Raw genomic sequence first — 22,885 nt, 5'->3', positions numbered from 1 at the left:
TCATAGAAAAAACACCTCCGTATAAATTCATTTTAATATGAATTCAACGAAAGTGTTTTTATTTTACTCCCACATCATGGGGTTAGTGCAAACTAAGTGGGTGTTTTTTATATTTATTCATTTGTGTCTAATATACATATCCGTTACCATTAGATTCTGGGTTGTTTTTTTGATAAGAAGAAATATCAATATTTATTTTTAAACTAAAAATCCTAAAATAATTAAAATTATTAAAGATATAAATAATACACTTAGAGTAACAATCCAAATTAAACGATAGTTTATATCCATTTCATATAATTTTAAGATTTTAAATATAGTTAATACTGATATAAGAACTAAAGCAAAGCAACTAAGGCCGAATAATATATATAAACTAATTATTAGAATTTCCATTTTAGATATACTTGTTTATAACGCAGAAGTCTTTAATAGCATTATACTTTTTGAAATTTTTACAGGCTGTAGTTAACCCGTAATTATATATATCATCAGCAAAATTAGTTGCAACGGTCGTACCAACAGCAGCTACTATACCAATCGCAGCGGCCCCAATTAAAGGTAATAACGGTAGAGCTTCAGTTTGAACACCATCTTCTTTTTGTTGGCTCTTAAGTTTATCCTGTTGCAACAAATTTAACTTTTGAGAATCTAATGTTTTTAAATGCTCCTCAACTTTATTAATTTGTTCATCAGATAAACCTGAATTTTCTTTAGCTATTTTTTTATCAAAAGTATATTCTCCAGATTTAGTGTCATAGTTAAAACCTTTTAAAATTTTAACTCCTAAATCTTGATAATAATCTCCACTCTTCATTTCAGCATTAACAGGATTAGAAAAAATACTAGAAACAAATATAAGTAATGCCATGAAACTTAAAAGAACTTTAAACTTATTCATAAAATACCTCCATAAATTATATTTTGAATACAAGGTCACTCTAATATAAATAACTCTAAAAATGTTTGATATTCCCTAGCTGTTTACTTTTTGTTCTTAACTGTATCGATTATTTTATAGCAAACTACATAGAAATAAATGTGCCTTTACATATTATCCCCACAATCCATATTCAATTTATACATTTCAAGTACAAAAAAACACTATCTCATATTAGGGTAGTGGTTACAATAAATAATATAAGGTTTTGTATAACGTTAATAGATCGTGTTTATGAGTCTTATATTAGCTTTAAGAATAAAAAGGATAAGGTGCGTTACAAGTGCTCATATGATTGATTTTATACAAAGTTAATTTTTAGCATGGATGGTATGAAAATAAAACTTGAGAATTTAATAATAATTTTGGGAATTCTATAGGTTGTGTTGTTTAACCCACATCGTTATTGAGTTTGAGTGTAATCGTTCGATAATCCTGGTTGAATTTCCAAAGTGCTAAATTTAAAAATTAAATAATTAAATTTAGCACTATTAATTTACTAGAAATGGTTTATTATTATAAGTAATATGATAATTAAAGGGGAATGTTTAATGAAAAAGTTAACAGTATTATTATTCGTATCATTGTTAGTATTGGGAGCTTGTGGTCAAAAAGAAGAATCGACAACTAAGGATGATACTAAGGAAACGAAGAAAGAAGTTAAGAAAGAAGATTCTAAAAAGAAAGAAACAGATAAAAAAGAAACTGCTAAGAAATCAGAACCTAAAACAGAAGAACAAACTACAGAAGAAGTTGCAACTAATGAACAACAGCCTACCGAAGAAGTAAATACAACTGAACAACCTACACAAGAACAACAAACTGTTGAACAACCAGTGCAACAACAACCTGTTCAAGAAGCGCTTACACAAGATGAAGTTACTCAACAATTTAAAAATGGTCAAGATGTAAATGGACAAGTTGATGATGAAGGTAATGAATACGTTCAAGCTCAAGGTGGTGGCGATGCGATGGGTTATTACAAACCAGACGGTTCATTTTGTACTGTTGGTGGTTGTGTAAGTCCAGAAGCACAAGAAAGAATGGATAGAGAAATGGAAGAATCAGAAGAATAACTAAAAAACCTCACTTAATGTGAGGTTTTTTTTATCATTATGTATGAAATTAGGAATGGCTCGGGTCACGCAATGTAACCAGAACTAATGATAATCAATGAAAAATTGATTTGAAATACTTTTTGTTATTGTTTTAGCTGGAATAAATTGTATAATAATTTTACAGAAACAGATAATCATTGAATACTAGTATTAAAAAGGAGGTATTTAAATGATATTAAATAAAGAACAAGCTCGATTCTTAGAAATTATGAAAAGTTTAGGTTATGAAATAGATAAAATGAAAAAAACTAAAGGAATTGAAGTTAATCTCTTTGATAAACCTTTTAACATAACTGTGGAAGATATTTTAAATACAAAATCATGTGAACAAAAAAATCATCTGTAAAATTTTATTCATATATCAATAATAGTAAAAGTTTTTAAAACGTCTAGCATCACTTCTAATTTATTAAACTCACTATCAATTTGTGAGTAATAACTAAATTCTAAATTATTTATTTTGTTGGTACCAATTTATAGCTAGTTTCTCGATTTCTTTTACAAATTCATTTTTTCCATTTACATAACTGTTTTTGTCGCCACTATATTTATCAATGAGGTTAAGTTTTAAGTTTTCATATTCTTTAGCAACTTCAGGAAACTCAATTAGGTAATCTCTAAATGCTAAATGACGAATAATATTATTGTCATCTTTGAGATCATAAACGTGAACATGATAAAGTTTCTTGCCTGTGCTTTTATCACTTTTAGTAAAATTTTTATAACAATATGAAAAGTTTTATCATCTTATAACATGAGATTTCTATTCTTTTTCTTGTTTCTTCTTTAAATAGTCGCTTATTAGAATATAAACGACACCAATAACAACACCAATAAGTATTGTAGTTGTAACAGGATTGAGCGGTTTATCATTAAATAAGGCATTATAGAATAAATTTAAGACATATAGTAAAGAAAATAAACTTAGTATAAACATGATTACTTTTTTCATAACACACCCCCTTAAAACATTATAACATATAGAATATATTTAATAAGATTCATTTTATATAGTATAAAACTATATGAGTAAGTCATAAGAATGATAGAATTAGAAAAATAAAAGTTCTTATAAATTTATTTTCTCACTTGAATAATAATAGCTTTCTTTTTTTGGTCGTATAAAAATAGAAACAATAATAATTACACCTATTTTACCAATTATCATTAAAAGTATGAGTATTACTTTAGATAAAGAAGTTAAGTCTGCAGTAATACCGGTTGAAAGACCTACAGTCGCAAAGGCTGATATTGTTTCAAATAATACTTTCGTCATGTTCAAATTTGGACTTTCAATCAATATGATTAATGTTGATAAGAAAATTAGAGTACTTGATAAAAAACAAATTATGATCGCTTTACTAATTTGTTCAGCCATAATACTTTTTTTAAATATATGGGTATGTTTTTGACCTTTTAATTGTGCGTATAAATAAGCCACTATTATTGCAAAGGTAGTTACTTTAATTCCACCACCGGTACTCATAGGTGCTGCACCTATGAACATTAACAAATCGAATATAAAAAGTGTGGAGTCATGTAATTGACCTATATCTACGGTGTTAAAACCGGCAGTTCTTGTCGACACTGATTGAAATACAGATTTATACACTTGAACAATCCAGTTATCATTTTTTAAAGTATTATTTTTTTCGATTAACCAAAATGATATAGCTCCGACAAAAATTAATATACTCGTAGTAGTGAGTACAATTTTTGAATGTAGTTTTAACTTGCTTATACGATTAGATCGCCATAAATCTACAATAACAATATATCCAATACCACCAATGATAATTAATAATGGAACGATTATATTGACTATGAAGTTATTGCTATAGGGTATAAGGCTATTTGAAAATAGTGAGAAACCTGCGTTGTTAAATGATGAAATAGATGTAAATAAACTAAGAAATCCTCCTTTAGCTATCCCGAAGTCTGGTATAAACACTAGCGACAGAATAAGAGCGCCTAGTAATTCCACAATGAAACTAAATATTACAAGGTGTATTGTTATTTTTAATAAGCCAGAATCATTATCTATACTCCATGTATACATTAGTAACTCTCTGTTTTTGAAAGTTATATTCTTTCTTGTAAAAATCATAATAAAAATCGTTAATGTAACAATTCCTATACCACCTATCTGAATTAACAATATTATAACTAAGTAGCCTAAATCATTAAATTGACTAGGAATATCTACTGTTGAAAGGCCAGTTACAGTAAACGCACTAGTAGCTATAAAAAATGCATCTATAAAGCTGATTGATTTTCTTCCAGTCATCGGTAAATAAAGTAGTATAGAACCAATAACTGTCGTAGTTATAAACAGTGTAAGATAAAGCATAGTTAACTTAGATATAGTGTTCATTTAACATCACCTTATATATGAGATAAGTTGATATTAGTCCTATATAGAAAGAAAGGCAATTATAATATGATATTTTACACATTATTTATAGAGACTGACACTTAACACACAGCGTGAATTTCGAAATATTTATAAGTGAAGTATAAGTGAAAATATTGAATGGATAAGAAACAAGCTCTTAACTGATAAGGTTAAGAGCTTGTATTTATTAGTTAAAATTAATAATCTTTATTTTTCTAATTTAAATATACTGATTGCTAAGCCTATCAGTACGGTGCCGATTGCATAGTCTAGTATGGATTTGAATTTATGGTTGTTGAATAATTGTCTTATGTAATTGAATAAGAAGCTGCACAAGAAGAACCATACAAACACTGTTAAGATAAATAGTGAAGACAACATGATTATTTTCATTGATCCGTCTTGCTTTGTAATAAATTGAGGTAAAATGCTGACGTAAAATAGTATTGCTTTAGGATTAAAAATTGTACTTAAAAATCCTTGCTTATAAGATAGAGTCAGTTTAACTTGTGATGGACCTGTTGGATGAGTGGTTATATTAAATGTCTTCTTAGCATTTAATATGGACTTAACACCTAAATAAGCGATATAAATAGAACCTAAAATTTTAATACCAGTAAAAACATAATATGAAGATGTTAAAATAAAGATTAAACCAAAAGCAGCTAAAGCAGAATAAAAGACATGGGCGCTTGATATGCCTAAACCTGCCATAATGCCATTTCTAGCATCTCCTTTAAGTGTATTGTTCAACACTATAAAGAAATCAGGGCCAGGGATGATGATGATCATTAATGCTATGACAATGAAACTTAACCAGTTATCCATCTATGCTACACCTCTTTGTTGATGATTTATTCTAAACAATATAGCAGAAAATTATGAAAATAACTACATTATTTTTAAAAATGATATAATTCATAAGAGTTAATCTATATAAGAATAGGTGATTTGATGAAGATAGGTAAATATAGAATAGATTCAATGTGGTTAAGTATGATACTTGGTTTTGTTTTTGTATCTTTAGTTGTACCACCTTTATGGTTTTCTGTTTTTGCTTTATTATATTTTGCATATAAAAGCGGTGGAATTGAAAAAGAATAGTTAAGAATATATTAAAGCTAGCTATGATAACATAACTAGCTTTTTTTATATTAAATATGAGAATGAGGTCATCGAACAAACGTCTCAAATACAAACTTTAGTATAGTGAATAGCGTTAATAGGGCGCCGAATGAAAATAGAAATATGTTAAAGATGCTTTTTCCTTCCCATATTATTACTAGCAATCCGACTAATGTTATGATAATGCCACATAATAAGTACATATTTCCTCCAACTGATTCTTCTAAAAAATTCAATTTAATTTATTATTATTATTTTATCACAAGTATCATTATGAAGAACGATTAAAACTTCTAGCATTGACATGAATATTTTTTTATTATAACATTTAAGTGGTTACTTAAATGATTAAATGACTTAAAAGAAAAAGGTGTGATTTATGAAAGATATTTTTAAAGCTTTATCTGATGAAACGAGAAGAGAGATTTTAGAGATGCTAAAGGATACTAAAATGACTGCAAGTGATATTGCTAGCCATTTTGATATGAGCCAAGCGAGTGTCTCACAACATTTAAAAATACTTAGATTGAATGACTTAATTTATTCAGAAAGACAGGGGAAATACATTTATTATCATTTGAATTTGTCTGTTTTTGATGAAGTGATTAAATGGGTGATTCAGTTTAAAGAGTAAAAGAGAGGGTTTTTATTGTGAAAGAAATATTAAAACGAACTAAATTTGATTTATTTATTATTGGTCTTTCAGTTATAAGTTGGATTATAGCACTGCCATTTCTACCTAATTCTATTCCAATGCAGTATAGTGCAAGCGGAGAAATAAATTGGTCTGCTAATAAATTGATTGCTGCTATTGTGATGATTGGTATTATGATTTTTTGCTATGTCGTAACAAACATAAAAATTGCTAAAGACACTGATCAAGAGAAGTTCTCAAATGTGGCTTCTTTAAATGAACTTCTTAATCCTTTAGGACAAGGATTTATATATGTGATTTCTTTAATTATGATTTTTAATGGTTTAGGTCACAATATTTCTGCAAACTTTATCATTCCAGTGCTTGTTGGTTTATTGTTGATTATTACTGGGAACTATTTACCTAAAGTACCAAAAAATAATTCACTAGGCATTAAGAATAAATGGACGAAGGCAAGTGAGTTTGTATGGAAAAAGACCCATCGATTTGCTGCTGTTATTTATATAATAGGTGGTATAGTGATGTTTATATTAGGTTTACTTAACATTATTAACTCTGCTATTACGATTACTTTAGCCATACTAATTGTTCTATTACCTTTTCTTTATTCTTGGATGACATATCAAAGTTCAGTGGAAAATTGAAAGCTTTAATTTTTTGGATTGTATTTATCTGTGAGGCTTTATTTATTTTATTAGGAATTGGTTTTGATATCTATACTAATCATATAGGCGTTAAGGATATATTCTACGATTCTTGGATGACAAGTCAATTTAATTATAAACATAACTCAGCAGGTACTTTTACAGCTGTCGCACTAGCTTATATCTCTTTAATGACAATGTTTATTGTTATTTATTTCGTATATAGAGAAAAGGGAACTAAGATTAAAATATTTACGTCGATTTTTATTCTTGCTACGTTGATTTATACATTTTATATATTCATAACAGGACTCAATTATATAGTTGATTTTATATTTATACATTAATACGGTAAATCAAAGGAGAATGTATGAACGATAACAAAAAGAAAAGAAAACCCATTACATTTGGAGACTTTTTAGATGGATTCTTTTTCATTGGAGAACTGATTAAAGGTGTATTCTTTGTAATACCAAGAACAATTGCGTGGATTACAAAATTTATTTTTAAGATATTCGATTAAAACATCGTAAAGGTGTTTTATTTTTTTTGGAAGAATTACAGTTGGATTTAAAATTATATTATTCATACAGGCTTTCTATGTTGCTTGTTTGGTGAGTCTTGCAACATACAGACGTTCTATGTTGCTTGTTTAGTCAGTCTTGCAACATACAGAGCTTCTATGTTGCTTATTTGGAGAGTCTTGCAACATACAGGCCTTCTATGTTGCTTGTTTGGAGAGTCTTGCAACTTACAGGCTTTCTATGTTGCTTGTTTAGCCAGTCTTGCAACATACAGCATGTGCTTAAAAGAACAAAGGACTTTAAATAAGAAAAACAGTAGAAATTCAATTTTAATAATGAATTTCTACTGTTTTTTAATTTCTAGGACATTTATATCCTAGAATCTTTATTAAATCTTAATGTACGTCTTCTTTTTTAATATTACCAACATGATAATCAGCTGTTTCATATATAGCAATGTAAGCTTTAGGATCAACAGTGTTAATAATTTCTTTTAATTTTTGTTCTTCAAGTCTATTAATTAGACATGTCACTTCTGTTAACTGAGTCTGCATATCACTAGCTGTAATCACTGAGTATGTACAATATCTACCTAATTTAGTTTGTATCTCAGTAATTAAAGTTTCATGATTACTTGAAATGATTTTGAATGTTTTAGAACCACTAAATCCTTCTTCAATAATATGTATCACTTTAGATGCGATGAAATAAGCAATTGAAGATAAAATAGCGCCTTTTAAACCAAATACCGTTGAAACTAAAATAAATACAAATGAATTTAAGAATAAAATTAAATCACTCGTTCCAAAAGGTAATTTTCTCGATAATAATACAGCTAACATATCGATACCATCAAGAGCGCCACCATTTCTAAGTGCTAACCCCATACCGAAACCAATAATCACACCACCAACTACTGTTACTAATAAAGAATCTCCCTCAATAATAGTAGGAATGTTGTGCATAATTGAAGTGAAAATAGATAAAGATAAAATACCTATAATAGATAGAAATGCGAACTTTTTACCAATTTGTTTATAACCTAACCAAACAAAAGGTATATTAAGGATACCAATCAAGATACCTAAAGGTAAATTTAATAATGTAGAACTTACAATACTAATACCCGTTACGCCACCATCAGATACATTATTAGGAATAAGAATAGATTCAAGACCGTAAGCAGTAATAAACGCCCCAATAATGATCAGTAAAATTCTGACGATAAACATTGTTTTTTGTTTCATAAATTTCCTCCTTTAAAATTGCCACGTATTATTATGACATGATTTTTATGAAAATCACATAAAAAGGTTCATGATGAGATACACCATCATGATTTAGGAAAAATGATGAAACATGTTCATATATAATTTCTCCATTTTATCTCCTTTTATATAGAATACTATTTCAATAATTTTAATTATATGTTTACATTATATGTGAAGTCAAAAATATTAGGGAGAATTTTTATGCCATTTATCGTTAAGCACAGTACGCTTTTAAGAGTGCTTTCACTTTTAATATTTGTAGTGGTAGGATTGAATTTACAAATAACAGATGATTTCGTTATTCATTTCGCAGTATTTATTTTTATTTTTGTATTTGGATTATTCCAAGTTTTAATATCAATAATAGAAAATCATTATTATGCTATAAATTATCGTAAATTTATACATAATACAATTTATAGAATCATTCACTTTTTAGTATTGATTTTTGTTGCATACATAGTCTTTTTCATGACGAGCTTATACACGAATCAATTTGTTGTAGTCTCATTATTTATATTCGCAGTACTAACAGGAATGTATATAGATCATAGAGATGACAAGAACACACACCCTAAAACAAAAGGAGTCCATAATGAATAAAAGTATTCCATTTATAATAATTAGATTAGTAATTCTATTTATGATTTTGTTTTCATATAATTATTTTGAAATTTACAATAAACTCGGATCTTTATTAGGATTTGGTTGCTTACTCATTATTATGGTTTTAGTAAGTATCCTTTTAGAAAAAGTATATTATAAATTTAGTAATAAGAAAGATTAAATATATAAGAACACCGTGAGAACATTGGGTATGAGTGATTTTATTGATTTAATTCCTTAATATTTAATCCTTCATTTTCGCTTGGAGCTTTAAAGAATTTGGATACATGATTAAACATTTCGATTGTGTCAAAGTGCTCTCTACTCGGGTCTTCGTAACGTCTCTTCTTAATTTGTTGGATGCACTGGTCGTCTGATAAGTTTAAAAAGATTAATTGATGACTCGTTTGTATATCGGAAGAGATTTCTACTAACCATCTTCTTTGTTCGACCGTGTTACCTGGAAAGTCCATGACTACATCTGTTCCAGTTTTTAATATGCTTTGGACATGACTTTTAATTAATGGTTTAATTTGATTTGAATATTTTAAGTAATGCTCGAATGAGTGAATTTGAGTAGGGTAAAGCGTTTCTAACCATTCGTCTTCTGATATTAATACAGCGTTATTTTCTTTTGCAATTCGTTTTGCTTTTGTTGATTTTCCCGCGCCCATTTTTCCTGCAAAAAAATACAATGTACCATACTTAGTCATATTGTGTGCCTCCGATTTATTTGTATATCATTCTTTTATATCATATAATCTCGTGAAGTGTCATTTTATAAGTGATACAATTAAATTTAAAATAATTTATAGTGAGGCCATGGTTATGACAAATATTTATTTTTTAAGACACGGTGAAACGGACTGGAATGTTATGGGAAGAATTCAAGGTAGAACGGATATTCAGCTTAATGATAATGGTGTCCGTCAAGCTAAAGAGAGTAGTGAATTTTTATCCGATTTTAATATAGATTGTATTATAACGAGTCCTTTAAAAAGAGCGAAAGATACAGCGGAAATTGTTAGAGAGAAGCTTAATGTAGAGTTGATTGAAATGGAAGAATTTATAGAATTATCATTCGGTGACGCTGAAGGCATGACGCTCGTTGAACGTTTAGAACTATATCCTGATCGTATTTATCCTAACCAAGAAGAAGACGAAAGTATTAAAGCACGATTTTTCAAAGGGTTAAATACAGTGCATCAGAAATATAACAATAAAAACGTACTTATCGTATCACATGGAGCATTTATCAATGCGATTTTATATCATTATTCTAATGGAGAAATAGGTACAGGTAAGATTAAGCTCACAAATGGCGGTATTACATCATTGAAAATGTCAGACGATAAAGTGGAAATACTTGAATATAATCAAATCAATCATTTATCTCAATATAATCGAATAGGTGAAATTTAGGAGTATGAGTTACATGCTCAAATTGTATTGCTTTTTACGTTGTTAAGTTCGATTATAGTATTTTTATCTTATCTGTTATTTACTTAAAAGAGTCTTGGGCATAAATGTCCCAAACTATAATGATTTTGTAAAGTGCATGCTTGCCTGGGGGTATGGCTCGAGCCTGTAGTCTCTCACTCATACTATTCCCCCGGGCGTCAGCACTTTATAAAATCAGAAATATAATATCATCCAATCCGAAAATGATTCCAACGGATTGGATGATTTATTTTAAGTTGGTATTTATGTCCCAAATTCTTTTTGTAATACTATATTGACCATTTAATTAAAGAGGATGAGTATGTTAATCCTCCTCCAAATCCTACTAATAGTAGAAGGTCACCTTTTTTAATTTTGTTTTCTGAAATTGCACGGTTAATAGATAACGGTATTGTAGCAGAAGATGTATTGCCATAGTATGCAAGACTCATTAAAGCTTGTTCTTTTTGAATATTGGATTTGTCGCAGATGGATTCAATCATTCTTGAGTTGGCACTATGTGGTACAAACCAATCTAAATCATCGATTGTATATTTTGATTTATTTAATGTGTCTTTGATAATTTTAGGAACTGTTCCTACAGCCCATTTATAAACACCTCTACCATTCTGTACGACAAAACCTGGATTATCTAATTCTTCATGAAACATTTCTTTAGATAAGTTCGAACAGTATAAATGTGAACCTTTATCTCCGTCAGAACCAAAACTACTTGCTATGAAACTAGGATCATTCTCGGAATATTCTACTAAAAATGCACCAGCTCCATCTCCAAATAGAATACATGTGTTTCTATCCGTATAATCTGTTATTTTTGATAATGTTTCCGAACCTATGACTAAAACTTTTTTACTTTGACCTGAAGTAATCAAGCCATTTGCTATATTTAAGCCATACGTAAATCCTGCACAAGCTGCATTAACATCTATTGCGCCACTATTTTTGATGCCTAATTTTGCTTGAATATATGATGCAACACTTGGTGTTTTATAATCGGGTGTTAATGTTGCATTGATAATCATATCAACATCACTTAAATCAACATTGTAATTTTGTTGTAAGTCTAGAACGGCTTTATAACTAAGATCACTTGTATATTCATCGTTCTGGGCAATTCTACGTTCGATAATTCCAGTTCTTTGTTGTATCCATTCATCGGATGTGTCTACAATTTTTTCGAAATCTTGATTGTTCATTATATTTTTAGGAACATAAGCGCCTTGAGCAGTTATTTTTGCATTTGAAATCATTTTTATCACCTTATTTTATCAATTTAAATTTAGTACCTAGTCATATTATTACATATTAATACTTGATTATAAAGTAGGTGATGAAAAGTTGATTGTATATTGTGATGTGTACAAATATCAATTATGGGGTAATAGAACTGAGAAAGGTGAATAACCTAGCGAAAGTATATTGTGTGAGGAGTTGATTTAGATGGGGAACGTGTTAAAACGTATTCTAAGATATATAGGTACAGCTGTTATATTTAGAATGATTCGTAAATTATTTAACAAAGGTACAAATAAAGGTTAATTAATACCTAGGATTATTAATTTTTATTAAAATTTTTATTAAAATTATGTTTAAGTAATAATTATGCCGGGTATTTTATTATTACAAAGCTATTTACCTAGAGTGGTTTTGAAAAAATATTTATTCGTATATTGTAATATAAGAAACACCTCACAATTTTTTGTGAGGTGTTTTCAGTTTATCTAGTATTTTACAAAATAGTGAAGATAATTCGCACGAAGACTTAAAAGATAAAGTAAAAAGAGCGCAAATTCTTTAAAAACAAGAATTTGCGCTCTTTTACATTAATCTAGGATGTTAATGTCCCAGACTCTTAATACGTTAGTATGCTTATATACTAACATTTATTTTGCATTCTATTTTTTTCTGATTGCTTTTAAAATAAATGAAAGTATTAAGATTAAGATAATTGAACCAATTAATGCTGGAATAATAGCAATTCCGCCAATTACTGGTCCCATATCTCCTAATAATGATCCACCAATTGCTGAACCAATTATACCAGCGATAATGTTCCCGATAATACCACCTGGAACATCTTTACCTAAAATAACGCCTGCTAGCCAGCCGATTAAACCGCCGACAATTAACATTAATATAAAGCCCATAATAATTACCTCCTATGTTTGATTTCTTTATATATATATATCCAAAGAGAAGAGACGTTAAACACTTTTATAAAATATATGTTGGTAAAAATACACAATCAAGGTATTTATTCGGGAATTATTTAGTAAATAGGAATAATTTTGTCAGCTTTAAGGATGTCGTTAGTCCAAAAATATTGTTTCCCTTGTCCAGTATATGCAGGGACTAAGACCTCGTTTCTAATGCAAGCATAGAACCATTCAGGATTGACACCACTATATAATAAAGTTTGATATTCAATAAATTCATTGTTCCAATCTATTTTAAGATTTTTCATACATGACACCTCACTACAATATTAAGCTTTATGACCTGCGATTAAACCTTTTCTTTCTCGTAATGTACCACTGTTTAATAAGCTTGAACCGCGCATAACAATATTTTTCCCATATTTCATACGTATAAAATCCAAATGATTTTCTATCGTTTCTGTCTTAACTTGAAATGGATCATCAAATAAAGATAGCTGCTTAATTTGATTAGGAATAAACTTACCAAATGAAATAGCAATCGTTCGATAAAGACGATCAGGTTCTAATCGTTGAGATAAATAGTCCCATAATAAATTCACGATGACATAAGTATTCATAAAACCAGTCTTATTTGTAAATTGTTTGCGAACACCACCCATATCAGCATAACCAACGCTAACACTTATCCGAGTGGGGTATAAGTTTAGCTTTCGAGATCTATAATATACTTCATCTACTTGTTCGTTTAATACAGTCTTAAGTTCATTCATACTATAATCACGCATAAGTATTTGAGATTTACCTAAAGATTTGTCATATGCTTGATGAGGTTGTCTAATCATACTTTCATCTATGCCGTTAGCATGTAAATGTAAATCGACTCCAATCACACCAAAATCCCGCTTCAAATATTCAACAGGGTAGTTTGCTAAATGACCAACTGTAAATATGCCTTTCTTGTTGAGTTTAGCTTCAGTACGTCTATTAATGCCCCACATTTCTCGCAAAGGTTGAATTGACCACAATTTGGCAGGCACATCTTCGTAACGCCATTCTGATATACCGAGTGGTGTATGCTTAGCGTCAATATCCATCGACAGTTTAGCGAGTAATAAATTTGATCCGATTCCTATTGTGCTACGAATATGAACAAGATTAAATATGCGCTCTTGAAGTTGTATAGCTAATGAAAAAGGAGAATGCGCGAATAAATGATAAGATTCAGAAACATCCATAAAAAACTCATCTATACTATATTGATGAAAATCTTCAGGTGCGACATAGTCTAAAGCAATTTTGCTAATTTGAGTTGATAATTGAATATACTTTTTCATGGATGGATTAATAATATAAATATCTTTGCGTTGAGGTATTTCAAATAAACGAGATCCAGTTTTAATACCTATTGCTTTTAATGGTGGTGTAGCAGCAAGCACGACAGAACCTGGGCGCTTTGTATCAGCAACGACAGCAAGTTTCGTCGTTAAAGGGTCCAGGCCTTTTTCAATACAAGATACAGATGCAAAGAAACTCTTCAAATCGACACATAAAATATCGCGATTTAAGCAATAACTGTAGTCATACATAAAAATCACCCCAGTCATATAGTACTCTTATTATACGAACATACGTTCTGTTTTGTAAAGAGAAAAGTCGTATAAAAAGTAATGTATTTATAATAGCGGATTCATATATTGAGTAAATAGCATTTAAAATAGAACCTAATAAACATTATTGAATTGTTGACAATAATATTTTTTGGTAATGAAATATAGGCAATATAAAACGCTGCTGGAGGTGACATTGATGTCAGAATTTATAACTAGAAATGAATTTGAACAGTTTGAGAAGCGGGTTGATGAGCGCTTTGATACTTTGAATGGTAAGATAGATCGATTGCCGGATATTATAAAAGATAAGATTACCAGCTCAATGAACAATCTTGAAAAGGGCATAAATGAAACGAATAAGAAAAATAGCAAGATGGTTATTACTTCGGTCTTATCTGGCATGGGTATATTAATAGCGTTTGCGGGGTTAATAGGAAATATATTTGGTGTGTTTTAAAATAAAATAAGGCAGTGCATTCTTATTAAAGGATGTACTGCCTTAATTGTTTGTAATCAATATTTAATATGCCGGAATATTCTTCAACTGTATGAATTAATTATATTTTGTAATACAATGTAACAATAAAATTTAAAGGGGGATAATGATGAAGTATAAGTTTGGAACAGCTTTAATATTGTCATCGAGCTTATTACTTTCTCAATCTAGTTTCTATGTTAATGCTGAAGAGAAAAGTAATGAACAGACTGAGAACACAAGCAAATCAATTAGTTTTGAACAAGCACAAAAGATGAACCCAAAAGAACTTACAAATTTATTAACGGATGAAGATTTAAAATTACATAACAAAGTTGCAGAACATCAATCAACTGAGCTAGAAACAAATAGGAATACGAACGAAGCTTATCAAAATGTAAATGGCTATATTGATCAAAATAATATTAAGCCTTCAGCAATTACACAAGATACAAGAATGAACAGTTTACCGAAATATGATTATAAGTCAGATAAATTTATCGGTGTGGTGATTCATGAGACGGCGAATCCAAATAGTACCATCGATGAAGAAATTAATTATATGTATAATAATTATGAAAGTGCTTTTGTTCATGCTTATGCAGGTAGCAGTAAAATTGTTCAAACAGCATCAAGTGATTATTTAGCATGGGGTGCTGGTGCAAAGGCTAATCCTTATTTCTATCAAATAGAGTTGGCACAATCTAGTACTTTCGACCAATTTGCGAAGTCTGTAAACAATCAAGCGTACTTAACAGCTAAAATGTTAGACCAAAATGGACTTAAACCATCATTAGCAGATCATAACGAAGGAACAGGTACAGTTATTAGCCATAATGTTATTAGTCAATATTATGGAGGAACTGATCATACTGACCCGATTAATTACTTTAGTCAATGGGGTTATGATATGGATCAATTTTATAGTCTCGTACAAAAACATTATAATCAGCTAAACGAAGCAAGTGATACCGTTACTGGCGATACACATACAGTCGCTTCAGGCGATACATTATACAATATTTCTCAAAGAAGCGGTGTAAGTGTAGATAACATTAAAGAACTCAATGACTTAAGTTCAAATGATTTAACAGTAGGACAAGTTTTAAAATTGAAATAAAGTGAAAAAAGCTGGAACAATTGATAATTTGTTCCAGCTTCTTTTATTATAAAATATATTCAGACTTCAGCAATGCCATAATATATGCATCTTTATATTTTCCATTAGTATAGAATTGTTCTATTAATAAACCTTCGATTTTAAAACCTTGTGATTTATATATGTGAATAGCCTTTTCATTATCAGTATCAACATATAAATAAAGCTTATGCATGTTTAAAATGTCAAAAGCATAACTCGTTGCTTTTTCAAAGGCGAATTTAGCATATCCCTTGCTACTAAACTCGGGTTTAATAATGATTTGAATTTCACAATTACGATGAATATAATTGATCTCCACTAATTCCACAATACCTACAATGAAATCTTCGTCTTCCACAATAAATCTTCTTTCAGACTCATCCAACAGATGTTTATCAAATAAATATTGAAGTTCAGTTAAAGATTCATAAGGTTCTTCAAACCAATATGACATAATTGAATATTCATTATTTAATTCATGAACAAACGGTAAATCAGTAATTTCTAATGCTCTTAGTTTCAAAGTTCCACTCCTATAAAATTCTAATTAACCATAGTATTACATTATTTAAGTGAATAACCAAGAAATACCACAGCTATTAAATGTTAGCTAATGATAAATTTAGGAATCAGCTTAATATAAACGAGTTCACTCATAAGTTCGACAAGCGTTTGCGTCACGATAACTGTAGTTACAATCGTTGACCACTGGCTAGGTAAAGATAAAGCTAACGGTAAGACGACTAATGCATTTCGCGTGCTTGAGCTAAAAGCCAATGTCCGCTTTAAATCTACTGGTAAATTGAACATCTTTCCTGAAAAGTTACCTATAAAAGGCGCTAAAATCATAAAGCATATGTAGATGGGTGCAACTGACGATACGACATGTAAATCAGAAAGAATTTTTGTGATTTGTGAGCCTATAACCGACATTAATACGAACGCCATAAACGGTACAGGGATCCATTCTGATAAAGTTAAGACCTTCATCATTTTATTAGATTTTCTACTTAAATATTGCAATATAATAGCGATTAACAAAGGTGAAACAATCAATAATATAAAGGTTTCCAAGAAAGGCTTAATATCAATATATTGTGAGAAATCTTGATTTAAAAATATAAAAAAATAAATAGGTAGCAAAATAACTTGTAAAACAAATAATATCGGTGTAGAAATCAACATGTATTCCGCATTACCATGCCCTAACTTCGTAAATACAATGACATAGTCAATACATGGCGTCAGCAAGACTAAGTAAATACCAATAAGAAGCGGTGTAGAAGTAATATTAAAAACTGTAACCAGTAAAAAAACGAGAACAGGAATTAATAAAAAGTTTGATAAAACAAGTGCGAAAATATATCTAAAATTCAATAATTTATTTCGTAAAGATAAAAATGGTACTTGAGCAAACATCCCAAACATTAAAATAGCGATGAGAACTGAAATCGAAGGCTCGAAAATTTGCTGAGTATGTTCAAAAAAGAGACCACAAAAAATACCGATGAATATAAAAACGATATAAATATAAATTTGATGATCCTCTAAACATAATTTTAAACGGGACATAAAAACCTCCTGTAGATACCTGTATTCCTATAAATCATAATATGTTGTACTAATTAATTCAAATAGAGATGGAGAATAGTTTAGCTTAGAAAGCAAGAATATGTGGAAAAAAAGGAGGTAATCACAAAAGTGCAATATATGATATTATGTATAATAATATTATATATTACAATAATATAGATTAAAGGACATATCGTGAAATCATTATATATGATAGATAATTATAGAGACTAGAATGAAAAAATTAGAACAATGAAATTAAGTAAATATTTATTTAGAAAATAAGGAGCGTTCTATGGAGGAAATTTATATAGATGAACATTTATTATTAAGAGATGCAGAAGTAAAAGACATAGAGGATTATATTTTTATACCTTTCGATAAAGAGTTATTGAAAATGTACGGTTCTAGTATGAATTATAAAACTCCAAAATCGAGAGAAAAATCAATTTTATTAATTGAAGAAATTCAAAACGAGCCATATGAATGGGCAATAGTTTATAACAATATCTTTATAGGACAAGTAAGATTAGTTATTGATGAAGCTAATAATAAATCTAAATTTGCAATAGGTATTTTTAACCCTAAATACTGGTCTATAGGAATAGGGACTAAAGTTACCAATGCTGTACTAAATTATGGTTTTACAAAATTGAAGTTACATAAAATTTATTTAAGAGTACTAAAATATAATAAGCGTGCAATCAAATCATATGAAAAAGCAGGATTTGTTATAGAGGGTGAAGAACGGGATAGTGCTTTTATAAAGGGTCGCTACTATAATGATATACACATGGGGATATTGAAAGAAGAATACTTTAATAGGAAGTGACTATATAAATGGATTGACAGAAGAACAAATAAAACTACGTGAGAGTATTCTGGCTAAGCCCTTATTTGCTCATATTTCTACTATACATAATGACGAGCCTAGAGAATCACCAGTATGGTATTTGTGGGAAGAGAATCAATTATGGATTATAGGAAATTATAAAACTGATTCCTTTCCTAAAAGAATAGAAAGAAATTCAAAGTGTGCTATAGGTATTGTAGATTTTGATGTGTCAGAAGGAATTGTTAGACATGTAGGTTTTAGAGGTAATGCTTATTTAGAAAAAGCTAATCATAAAATTATTGAAAGATTATTTTTTAAATATTTAGGAGAATATAAGAAATGGCATCCAAGGTTTCAAAGTGTGCTTGATAATAAAGATTATGTGTTAATAAAATTTGAATATAATACGATAGTAGTAAGAGATCAATCATACTAAATAATCAATCGATTGGGTTATTGTGCATGATTATTTAAGATTGGAAAATGAGAGAATTATAAATGAAGATGTGAGTGTCTATAAGATGGTTGAAATTGTATTGAAATATGTAGAAAAAGCACAATACTCTTTAATTTATTTCGAATAGTGAAACAAAATAGATGAAATATTAGTAAAGGTGTTCTATTATGTACCAATACGATAGATAATAAATCAAGGGAGTAATGAAAATGGGAAGTTTTATATTTAGCGTCTTAGGAATTTTAGTATTAATAGCTTTTAGTGTGATGTTAGGCACGACTGTAGTTAAAGCGATTAGAAATACTAGGTTCAGGGTTCCATTGCTAAGTACCATTGTATTATTCTTTTTACTTTTAGGTTGTGCTGTGGCAGTGGTTTCAACTGAGCCAGTACAAGATAGTAATTCGAAACTAAAATTTAATGGTCATGTTGCTGAGGCTCAAGTGAACGAATATGAGCAAAACAAAATGAATCATTCTAAAGAAATCGATTATGATAAATTCAATCATGAAACGTATGATCATAATCAATTATTAAAAATAACGAATGCTAAGGTTAATAAAATAAGTAATAGTGAAGTTGGAAACAAGGTTGTTGAAGTTACAAAAGGTAACGGTAAAGACAAAGCTTCTTATTTTATTATAGATTATGACCATAAAAATTTAAAAGAAGGTCAAACTTATAATTTTTATGGTAAAGAAGATTTGAAATATGATGCCAATATCCAATTACATGGTTTAAATGTATGGAAAGTTGAATAGATAAAAAAGAAGCGACAATTAATTGCCGCTTCTTTTTTTATATTTTATGAGGGGATTGGACTTTTTCTTGATCGATATTATCACCAATCAAAACCAAATAATTATCAATATTTAAATTAAATGGCTCGACTTTCAGATTACCGTTCGTGTATTGGATTAGATATTTTTGAGCATTATTTTCGAAAGTTATAAAGCCTTTAACACGATATATATTGGGGGGTAAATGTTTAATCCAATACTTAAATGATTTGATATCTAATGGATAAGTTATTGAATAGTATTGATGAAATATATGTCGATGCTTAATTGAATCATGTCCTGCTTCTGAAAACACCTGTTTTGTTTTAGCTAAATCATTATAATTGATTTTGCCATATGTAGTACAAAAAATATTCGCTTTATTATATTCATCTTTAATAGTTTGAATGGTTTGTAAAGATTGATTTATTTCGAGTAAATCAATTTTATTTACTATTATGTGAGAACAATATTTAAGTTGAACTTGTAAAAGTTTCTGTGTATCTATTGAATAGGATTTTATGTTATAAAACTGAGATAAATCAATGATACCAATCAGAGATTTAATAGTTATGAATGGTGACAGTACTGGATTCAAACATGCATCTAATACTTCAAGTGGGTGGGAAACACCACTACATTCGATTAAAACAATATCCGGTTGATAGGTTAGATAAATTTGGTGTAATTGTTTTGTTACATCTTCCTTTAATGAACAGCAAATACAACCATTGGTCATTTTGTTTATTGGTAGATTATCAGATTGAATTAATGAAGCATCTATATCTCGTTGTCCAAATTCATTTATAATAATGGCCACTTTCTTATGTTGCAATCGTATGTCTTTTATTAAATGATTCATTAAAGTTGTCTTTCCAGTTCCTAAGAATCCAGTTATAATCATAATTTCCATTTAATTACCACCTTTAGTAATTTTCAATCTAGATAAGCTCTACTTCCAACAGTATTTTTTGGGTCTTGGTAATTGCCATTATAAGGAAATGTTGATGGTGTGAGCGTTTTTGCTAGAACTAATTGACATATTCGTTGATGTTCATTAATTTCTAAAGTTATTTGACCAGAGAAACCGGGATCTACTCATCTAGAATTTTGTATAAATAATCCAGCTCTTCCGATAGAACTTCTGCCTTCTATAAATCCTGTTAAAGTTGAATATAATTTTTAGGAGGTAAAGGTAATAAAAAATTGTTGTCTAAAGTTAAATCAATTGAAGCTAGTTCTATAAAATTTTATTTAAAGGTTTAATATTTAATATGTATTTATCAATATAGTTGTGAATATCGGTATCAGACAATATCATCGGGAACACTCCTTAATATACAAAACGTAATTATTACGTTTTGTATATTGTAAAAGTAACATCTTTAAAAGGATTAAGCAAACTGAAATACAATGAAAAAATTTTACTTGCCAAATATAAATTCATGTATTATAGTTAAACCGTAGTCATTACGATTTACCTCCAAGAGATGTAGAGACTACTTTACTTACTTTAATAGACGATTCCAAGCCAACTTAACTTTGTTGGCTTAATTTATTTCAACTTATTCATGAATAAATAAAAAAGGAGCATTAAAAATGGCAAAAAAATCAAAAATTGCAAAAGAACAAAAACGTATCCAAATGGTAGAGAAGTATCGAGAACAACGTGAAGCGTTAAAGGCAAACAAAGATTATGAAGGTTTGAAGAAACTTCCTAGAGATGCTTCTCCTACACGTATAACACGCAGATGCCAAGTTACTGGAAGACCAAGAGGTGTTTATAGAAAGTTTGGTATGTCTAGAATTGCTTTAAGAGACTATGCACATAAAGGTCAAATACCGGGCTTGAAAAAATCGAGTTGGTAAAGTTTAAGTTTTATGGGATAAATATATAAAATAGGGGGAAGCACTTTGAACAAAGTACCTGTAACAGTGTTGAGTGGTTATTTAGGTTCTGGTAAAACAACGCTGTTGAATAATATTTTGAAAAATCGAGAAGGTTTAAAAATCGCTGTAATCGTTAATGATATGAGTGAAATTAATATAGATAAAGATTTAGTAATTGAAGGTGGCGGTATTTCTCGAACAGATGAGAAGCTAGTCGAGTTATCCAATGGTTGTATTTGTTGTACTTTAAGAGAAGACTTGCTTATAGAAGTTGAAAAAATCGTCAAACGTGGAGATGTAGATCAAATCGTTATAGAGTCAACAGGTATCTCAGAACCTGTACCTGTCGCTCAAACGTTCTCATATATAGATGATGAATCAGGTATTGATTTAACGAACATATGTCGTTTAGATACAATGGTAACAGTTGTTGATGCTCATAGATTTGTTAATGATATGTATTCAGAAGACTTGTTGAAAGATAGAGATCAAGGTGTCAGTGAAGAAGATGAACGTTCTATTTCTGACTTATTAATTGATCAAATAGAATTTTGTGACGTTTTAATTTTGAATAAAGTAGATTTAGTAGAAGAAAAAGACTTAGCGCAACTAGAAATTATTTTGAGAAAGTTGCAGCCAGCTGCTAAATTCATTAAAACAAGATTTGCAGATGTAGCAATAAATGAAGTCGTGAATACTGGTTCATTTGATTATGAAAAAGCGAGTCAATCTGCTGGATGGATCAAGGAATTGACTGAAGGTGGTCATGCCAATCATACTCCAGAAACTGAAGAATATGGTATTTCATCTTTTGTTTATAAAAGAAGGTTACCGTTTCATGCAGAAAGATTTAATCAATGGATGGAAAATATGCAGAGCAATATTATTAGAGCAAAAGGTATTGTTTGGTTAGCACAGTACAATCATGTAGCATGTTTATTTTCACAAGCAGGATCCTTCGTAAACATACACCCCATTACATATTGGGTAGATGCAATGAAAGAAGAACAAAAAAGAGAAATACTAGATTCTAGACCAGAAGTAAAAGCAAATTGGGATCCTGAATATGGTGATAGAGAGACACAATTTGTTATTATTGGCAGTGATTTAAACGTAGATGAAATAACGAAATCACTAGATAAATGTTTAGTTGATTCACAAGAAATAGATGCAGATTGGTCTCAGTTGCATGACCCATATGAATGGCAGTTATCATAAATAAGCAATA

29 protein-coding genes and 1 pseudogene are annotated in these 22,885 nt (G+C 29.4%); 16 read left to right on the top strand and 14 right to left on the bottom strand.

Translation table 11 applies throughout. The annotated features are described in order from the left end of the window. Positions 1–397 precede the first annotated feature (397 nt). Complete coding sequence (locus LQ598_RS06630) at positions 398–901, bottom strand: hypothetical protein (RefSeq protein ID WP_107557430.1); 504 nt, start codon at positions 899–901, stop codon at positions 398–400. Positions 902–1,491: 590 nt separating this feature from the next. Between LQ598_RS06630 and LQ598_RS06625 the strand changes: the two genes are divergently transcribed. Next, positions 1,492–2,016: a hypothetical protein gene (locus LQ598_RS06625; protein WP_107557431.1), complete on the top strand. Its 525-nt coding sequence runs from the start codon at positions 1,492–1,494 to the stop codon at positions 2,014–2,016. Between the two features lie 211 nt (positions 2,017–2,227). After that, complete coding sequence (locus tag LQ598_RS06620; RefSeq protein ID WP_192978331.1) at positions 2,228–2,404, top strand: hypothetical protein; 177 nt, start codon at positions 2,228–2,230, stop codon at positions 2,402–2,404. 105 nt (positions 2,405–2,509) lie between these two features. On the opposite strand, the pseudogene LQ598_RS13940 reads toward LQ598_RS06620, so the two are convergent. The 4 genes and pseudogenes from LQ598_RS13940 to LQ598_RS06605 all read right to left on the bottom strand — a co-directional run. After that, positions 2,510–2,761 (bottom strand): annotated as a pseudogene (locus LQ598_RS13940) (GrpB family protein); the annotation flags it as partial. 60 nt (positions 2,762–2,821) lie between these two features. Next, positions 2,822–3,010, bottom strand: a complete 189-nt coding sequence (locus LQ598_RS06615; RefSeq protein WP_103322548.1) for a hypothetical protein — start codon at positions 3,008–3,010, stop codon at positions 2,822–2,824. 117 nt (positions 3,011–3,127) lie between these two features. Then, positions 3,128–4,432, bottom strand: a complete 1,305-nt coding sequence (locus LQ598_RS06610; RefSeq protein WP_107557304.1) for a TrkH family potassium uptake protein — start codon at positions 4,430–4,432, stop codon at positions 3,128–3,130. Between the two features lie 228 nt (positions 4,433–4,660). After that, on the bottom strand, positions 4,661–5,281 hold the full coding sequence (locus tag LQ598_RS06605) for a LysE family translocator (RefSeq protein WP_103323494.1): 621 nt from the start codon (positions 5,279–5,281) through the stop codon (positions 4,661–4,663). A 126-nt stretch (positions 5,282–5,407) separates the two neighbouring features. Between LQ598_RS06605 and LQ598_RS06600 the strand changes: the two genes are divergently transcribed. The 5 genes from LQ598_RS06600 to LQ598_RS06580 all read left to right on the top strand — a co-directional run bounded on the left by LQ598_RS06600 (position 5,408) and on the right by LQ598_RS06580 (position 7,400). Next, positions 5,408–5,557 carry a hypothetical protein gene (locus LQ598_RS06600; protein WP_170166084.1) on the top strand — a complete coding sequence of 50 codons (150 nt, stop codon included), beginning with the start codon at positions 5,408–5,410 and terminating at the stop codon, positions 5,555–5,557. A gap of 400 nt (positions 5,558–5,957) precedes the next feature. After that, entirely contained in the window at positions 5,958–6,212 is a 255-nt protein-coding gene (locus LQ598_RS06595; protein ID WP_016911926.1) for an autorepressor SdpR family transcription factor, read from the top strand. A gap of 17 nt (positions 6,213–6,229) precedes the next feature. Beyond that, positions 6,230–6,877 carry an SdpI family protein gene (locus LQ598_RS13880; RefSeq protein WP_107557303.1) on the top strand — a complete coding sequence of 216 codons (648 nt, stop codon included), beginning with the start codon at positions 6,230–6,232 and terminating at the stop codon, positions 6,875–6,877. Beyond that, positions 6,874–7,224, top strand: a complete 351-nt coding sequence (locus LQ598_RS06585) for a hypothetical protein (RefSeq protein WP_016911924.1) — start codon at positions 6,874–6,876, stop codon at positions 7,222–7,224. Before LQ598_RS13880 ends, LQ598_RS06585 begins: the two co-directional genes overlap by 4 nt. A gap of 23 nt (positions 7,225–7,247) precedes the next feature. Continuing rightward, positions 7,248–7,400: a hypothetical protein gene (locus LQ598_RS06580; RefSeq protein ID WP_158256848.1), complete on the top strand. Its 153-nt coding sequence runs from the start codon at positions 7,248–7,250 to the stop codon at positions 7,398–7,400. A gap of 396 nt (positions 7,401–7,796) precedes the next feature. Here LQ598_RS06580 and LQ598_RS06575 read toward each other — a convergent pair whose 3' ends face one another. Further along, the gene (locus LQ598_RS06575) at positions 7,797–8,648 is read right to left on the bottom strand and encodes a YitT family protein (RefSeq protein ID WP_016912997.1); all 852 of its coding nucleotides are present in this window, start codon (positions 8,646–8,648) and stop codon (positions 7,797–7,799) included. A 225-nt stretch (positions 8,649–8,873) separates the two neighbouring features. Here LQ598_RS06575 and LQ598_RS06570 point away from each other — a divergent pair, with 225 nt between their 5' ends. Continuing rightward, entirely contained in the window at positions 8,874–9,275 is a 402-nt protein-coding gene (locus LQ598_RS06570; protein ID WP_107557302.1) for a hypothetical protein, read from the top strand. Positions 9,276–9,499: 224 nt separating this feature from the next. Here LQ598_RS06570 and LQ598_RS06565 read toward each other — a convergent pair whose 3' ends face one another. Continuing rightward, a complete protein-coding gene (locus LQ598_RS06565; protein WP_107557300.1) occupies positions 9,500–9,991 on the bottom strand; it encodes a P-loop nucleotide/nucleoside kinase family protein in 492 nt (163 codons plus the stop codon). 115 nt (positions 9,992–10,106) lie between these two features. Between LQ598_RS06565 and LQ598_RS06560 the strand changes: the two genes are divergently transcribed. Beyond that, positions 10,107–10,700: a histidine phosphatase family protein gene (locus tag LQ598_RS06560; protein ID WP_107557299.1), complete on the top strand. Its 594-nt coding sequence runs from the start codon at positions 10,107–10,109 to the stop codon at positions 10,698–10,700. 308 nt (positions 10,701–11,008) lie between these two features. Here LQ598_RS06560 and LQ598_RS06555 read toward each other — a convergent pair whose 3' ends face one another. From LQ598_RS06555 to LQ598_RS06540, 4 genes are all read right to left on the bottom strand, one after another. Further along, complete coding sequence (locus tag LQ598_RS06555; protein ID WP_275590098.1) at positions 11,009–11,989, bottom strand: ketoacyl-ACP synthase III; 981 nt, start codon at positions 11,987–11,989, stop codon at positions 11,009–11,011. Between the two features lie 645 nt (positions 11,990–12,634). Next, positions 12,635–12,886 (bottom strand): GlsB/YeaQ/YmgE family stress response membrane protein, encoded by a 252-nt coding sequence (locus LQ598_RS06550; RefSeq protein WP_016912210.1) that lies wholly within the window; start codon positions 12,884–12,886, stop codon positions 12,635–12,637. A 122-nt stretch (positions 12,887–13,008) separates the two neighbouring features. Further along, complete coding sequence (locus LQ598_RS06545) at positions 13,009–13,203, bottom strand: hypothetical protein (protein WP_016912211.1); 195 nt, start codon at positions 13,201–13,203, stop codon at positions 13,009–13,011. Positions 13,204–13,224: 21 nt separating this feature from the next. Continuing rightward, positions 13,225–14,484, bottom strand: a complete 1,260-nt coding sequence (locus tag LQ598_RS06540) for a Y-family DNA polymerase (RefSeq protein ID WP_107557297.1) — start codon at positions 14,482–14,484, stop codon at positions 13,225–13,227. Positions 14,485–14,704: 220 nt separating this feature from the next. On the opposite strand from LQ598_RS06540, the gene LQ598_RS06535 reads away from it, so the two are divergent. Next, complete coding sequence (locus LQ598_RS06535; RefSeq protein WP_107557296.1) at positions 14,705–14,965, top strand: hypothetical protein; 261 nt, start codon at positions 14,705–14,707, stop codon at positions 14,963–14,965. A 148-nt stretch (positions 14,966–15,113) separates the two neighbouring features. Then, complete coding sequence (locus LQ598_RS06530) at positions 15,114–16,103, top strand: LysM peptidoglycan-binding domain-containing protein (RefSeq protein ID WP_107557295.1); 990 nt, start codon at positions 15,114–15,116, stop codon at positions 16,101–16,103. Positions 16,104–16,149: 46 nt separating this feature from the next. Here the strand turns inward: LQ598_RS06530 and LQ598_RS06525 are convergent, their stop codons facing one another. Both LQ598_RS06525 and LQ598_RS06520 read right to left on the bottom strand, forming a co-directional pair. After that, the gene (locus tag LQ598_RS06525; RefSeq protein ID WP_107537004.1) at positions 16,150–16,647 is read right to left on the bottom strand and encodes a GNAT family N-acetyltransferase; all 498 of its coding nucleotides are present in this window, start codon (positions 16,645–16,647) and stop codon (positions 16,150–16,152) included. An 83-nt stretch (positions 16,648–16,730) separates the two neighbouring features. After that, a complete protein-coding gene (locus LQ598_RS06520) occupies positions 16,731–17,696 on the bottom strand; it encodes an arsenic resistance protein (protein WP_107557294.1) in 966 nt (321 codons plus the stop codon). Between the two features lie 295 nt (positions 17,697–17,991). On the opposite strand from LQ598_RS06520, the gene LQ598_RS06515 reads away from it, so the two are divergent. The 3 genes from LQ598_RS06515 to LQ598_RS06505 all read left to right on the top strand — a co-directional run bounded on the left by LQ598_RS06515 (position 17,992) and on the right by LQ598_RS06505 (position 19,749). Then, complete coding sequence (locus LQ598_RS06515) at positions 17,992–18,528, top strand: GNAT family N-acetyltransferase (RefSeq protein WP_169034579.1); 537 nt, start codon at positions 17,992–17,994, stop codon at positions 18,526–18,528. Positions 18,529–18,541: 13 nt separating this feature from the next. Then, a complete protein-coding gene (locus tag LQ598_RS06510) occupies positions 18,542–18,967 on the top strand; it encodes a pyridoxamine 5'-phosphate oxidase family protein (RefSeq protein WP_239745374.1) in 426 nt (141 codons plus the stop codon). Positions 18,968–19,197: 230 nt separating this feature from the next. Next, entirely contained in the window at positions 19,198–19,749 is a 552-nt protein-coding gene (locus tag LQ598_RS06505) for an NADH-quinone oxidoreductase subunit J (RefSeq protein WP_107593081.1), read from the top strand. 37 nt (positions 19,750–19,786) lie between these two features. Here LQ598_RS06505 and LQ598_RS06500 read toward each other — a convergent pair whose 3' ends face one another. Then, the gene (locus LQ598_RS06500) at positions 19,787–20,680 is read right to left on the bottom strand and encodes a CobW family GTP-binding protein (RefSeq protein ID WP_107559564.1); all 894 of its coding nucleotides are present in this window, start codon (positions 20,678–20,680) and stop codon (positions 19,787–19,789) included. Positions 20,681–21,366: 686 nt separating this feature from the next. Here LQ598_RS06500 and rpsN point away from each other — a divergent pair. Continuing rightward, a complete protein-coding gene (gene rpsN, locus LQ598_RS06495) occupies positions 21,367–21,636 on the top strand; it encodes a 30S ribosomal protein S14 (protein WP_016912218.1) in 270 nt (89 codons plus the stop codon). 45 nt (positions 21,637–21,681) lie between these two features. Next, positions 21,682–22,875 (top strand): GTP-binding protein, encoded by a 1,194-nt coding sequence (locus LQ598_RS06490; RefSeq protein WP_192978299.1) that lies wholly within the window; start codon positions 21,682–21,684, stop codon positions 22,873–22,875. Positions 22,876–22,885 lie beyond the last annotated feature (10 nt).

It is taken from the genome of Mammaliicoccus sp. F-M27 (assembly GCF_022387115.1).
Classification (GTDB): Bacteria; Bacillota; Bacilli; order Staphylococcales; family Staphylococcaceae; genus Mammaliicoccus; species Mammaliicoccus vitulinus.
Note: the sequence above shows the minus strand (reverse complement) of the source record. Positions and strands in the feature narration are given on the sequence as shown.

What these genes read in the sequence shown, in the direction of transcription:
- LQ598_RS06535 (WP_107557296.1), top strand. Translation starts at nt 14,705, where the DNA reads ATGTCAGAATTTATAACTAGAAATGAATTTGAACAGTTTGAGAAGCGG.
- LQ598_RS06500 (WP_107559564.1), bottom strand. Translation starts at nt 20,680, where the DNA reads ATGGAAATTATGATTATAACTGGATTCTTAGGAACTGGAAAGACAACT.
- LQ598_RS06580 (WP_158256848.1), top strand. Translation starts at nt 7,248, where the DNA reads ATGAACGATAACAAAAAGAAAAGAAAACCCATTACATTTGGAGACTTT.
- LQ598_RS06520 (WP_107557294.1), bottom strand. Translation starts at nt 17,696, where the DNA reads ATGTCCCGTTTAAAATTATGTTTAGAGGATCATCAAATTTATATTTAT.
- LQ598_RS06575 (WP_016912997.1), bottom strand. Translation starts at nt 8,648, where the DNA reads ATGAAACAAAAAACAATGTTTATCGTCAGAATTTTACTGATCATTATT.
- LQ598_RS06615 (WP_103322548.1), bottom strand. Translation starts at nt 3,010, where the DNA reads ATGAAAAAAGTAATCATGTTTATACTAAGTTTATTTTCTTTACTATAT.
- LQ598_RS06560 (WP_107557299.1), top strand. Translation starts at nt 10,107, where the DNA reads ATGACAAATATTTATTTTTTAAGACACGGTGAAACGGACTGGAATGTT.
- LQ598_RS06545 (WP_016912211.1), bottom strand. Translation starts at nt 13,203, where the DNA reads ATGAAAAATCTTAAAATAGATTGGAACAATGAATTTATTGAATATCAA.
- LQ598_RS06505 (WP_107593081.1), top strand. Translation starts at nt 19,198, where the DNA reads ATGGGAAGTTTTATATTTAGCGTCTTAGGAATTTTAGTATTAATAGCT.
- LQ598_RS06570 (WP_107557302.1), top strand. Translation starts at nt 8,874, where the DNA reads ATGCCATTTATCGTTAAGCACAGTACGCTTTTAAGAGTGCTTTCACTT.
- LQ598_RS06515 (WP_169034579.1), top strand. Translation starts at nt 17,992, where the DNA reads ATGGAGGAAATTTATATAGATGAACATTTATTATTAAGAGATGCAGAA.
- LQ598_RS06565 (WP_107557300.1), bottom strand. Translation starts at nt 9,991, where the DNA reads ATGACTAAGTATGGTACATTGTATTTTTTTGCAGGAAAAATGGGCGCG.
- LQ598_RS06555 (WP_275590098.1), bottom strand. Translation starts at nt 11,989, where the DNA reads ATGATTTCAAATGCAAAAATAACTGCTCAAGGCGCTTATGTTCCTAAA.
- LQ598_RS06630 (WP_107557430.1), bottom strand. Translation starts at nt 901, where the DNA reads ATGAATAAGTTTAAAGTTCTTTTAAGTTTCATGGCATTACTTATATTT.
- LQ598_RS06540 (WP_107557297.1), bottom strand. Translation starts at nt 14,484, where the DNA reads ATGTATGACTACAGTTATTGCTTAAATCGCGATATTTTATGTGTCGAT.
- LQ598_RS06605 (WP_103323494.1), bottom strand. Translation starts at nt 5,281, where the DNA reads ATGGATAACTGGTTAAGTTTCATTGTCATAGCATTAATGATCATCATC.
- LQ598_RS06600 (WP_170166084.1), top strand. Translation starts at nt 5,408, where the DNA reads ATGAAGATAGGTAAATATAGAATAGATTCAATGTGGTTAAGTATGATA.
- LQ598_RS06625 (WP_107557431.1), top strand. Translation starts at nt 1,492, where the DNA reads ATGAAAAAGTTAACAGTATTATTATTCGTATCATTGTTAGTATTGGGA.
- LQ598_RS06530 (WP_107557295.1), top strand. Translation starts at nt 15,114, where the DNA reads ATGAAGTATAAGTTTGGAACAGCTTTAATATTGTCATCGAGCTTATTA.
- rpsN (WP_016912218.1), top strand. Translation starts at nt 21,367, where the DNA reads ATGGCAAAAAAATCAAAAATTGCAAAAGAACAAAAACGTATCCAAATG.
- LQ598_RS06620 (WP_192978331.1), top strand. Translation starts at nt 2,228, where the DNA reads ATGATATTAAATAAAGAACAAGCTCGATTCTTAGAAATTATGAAAAGT.
- LQ598_RS06610 (WP_107557304.1), bottom strand. Translation starts at nt 4,432, where the DNA reads ATGAACACTATATCTAAGTTAACTATGCTTTATCTTACACTGTTTATA.
- LQ598_RS06595 (WP_016911926.1), top strand. Translation starts at nt 5,958, where the DNA reads ATGAAAGATATTTTTAAAGCTTTATCTGATGAAACGAGAAGAGAGATT.
- LQ598_RS06550 (WP_016912210.1), bottom strand. Translation starts at nt 12,886, where the DNA reads ATGGGCTTTATATTAATGTTAATTGTCGGCGGTTTAATCGGCTGGCTA.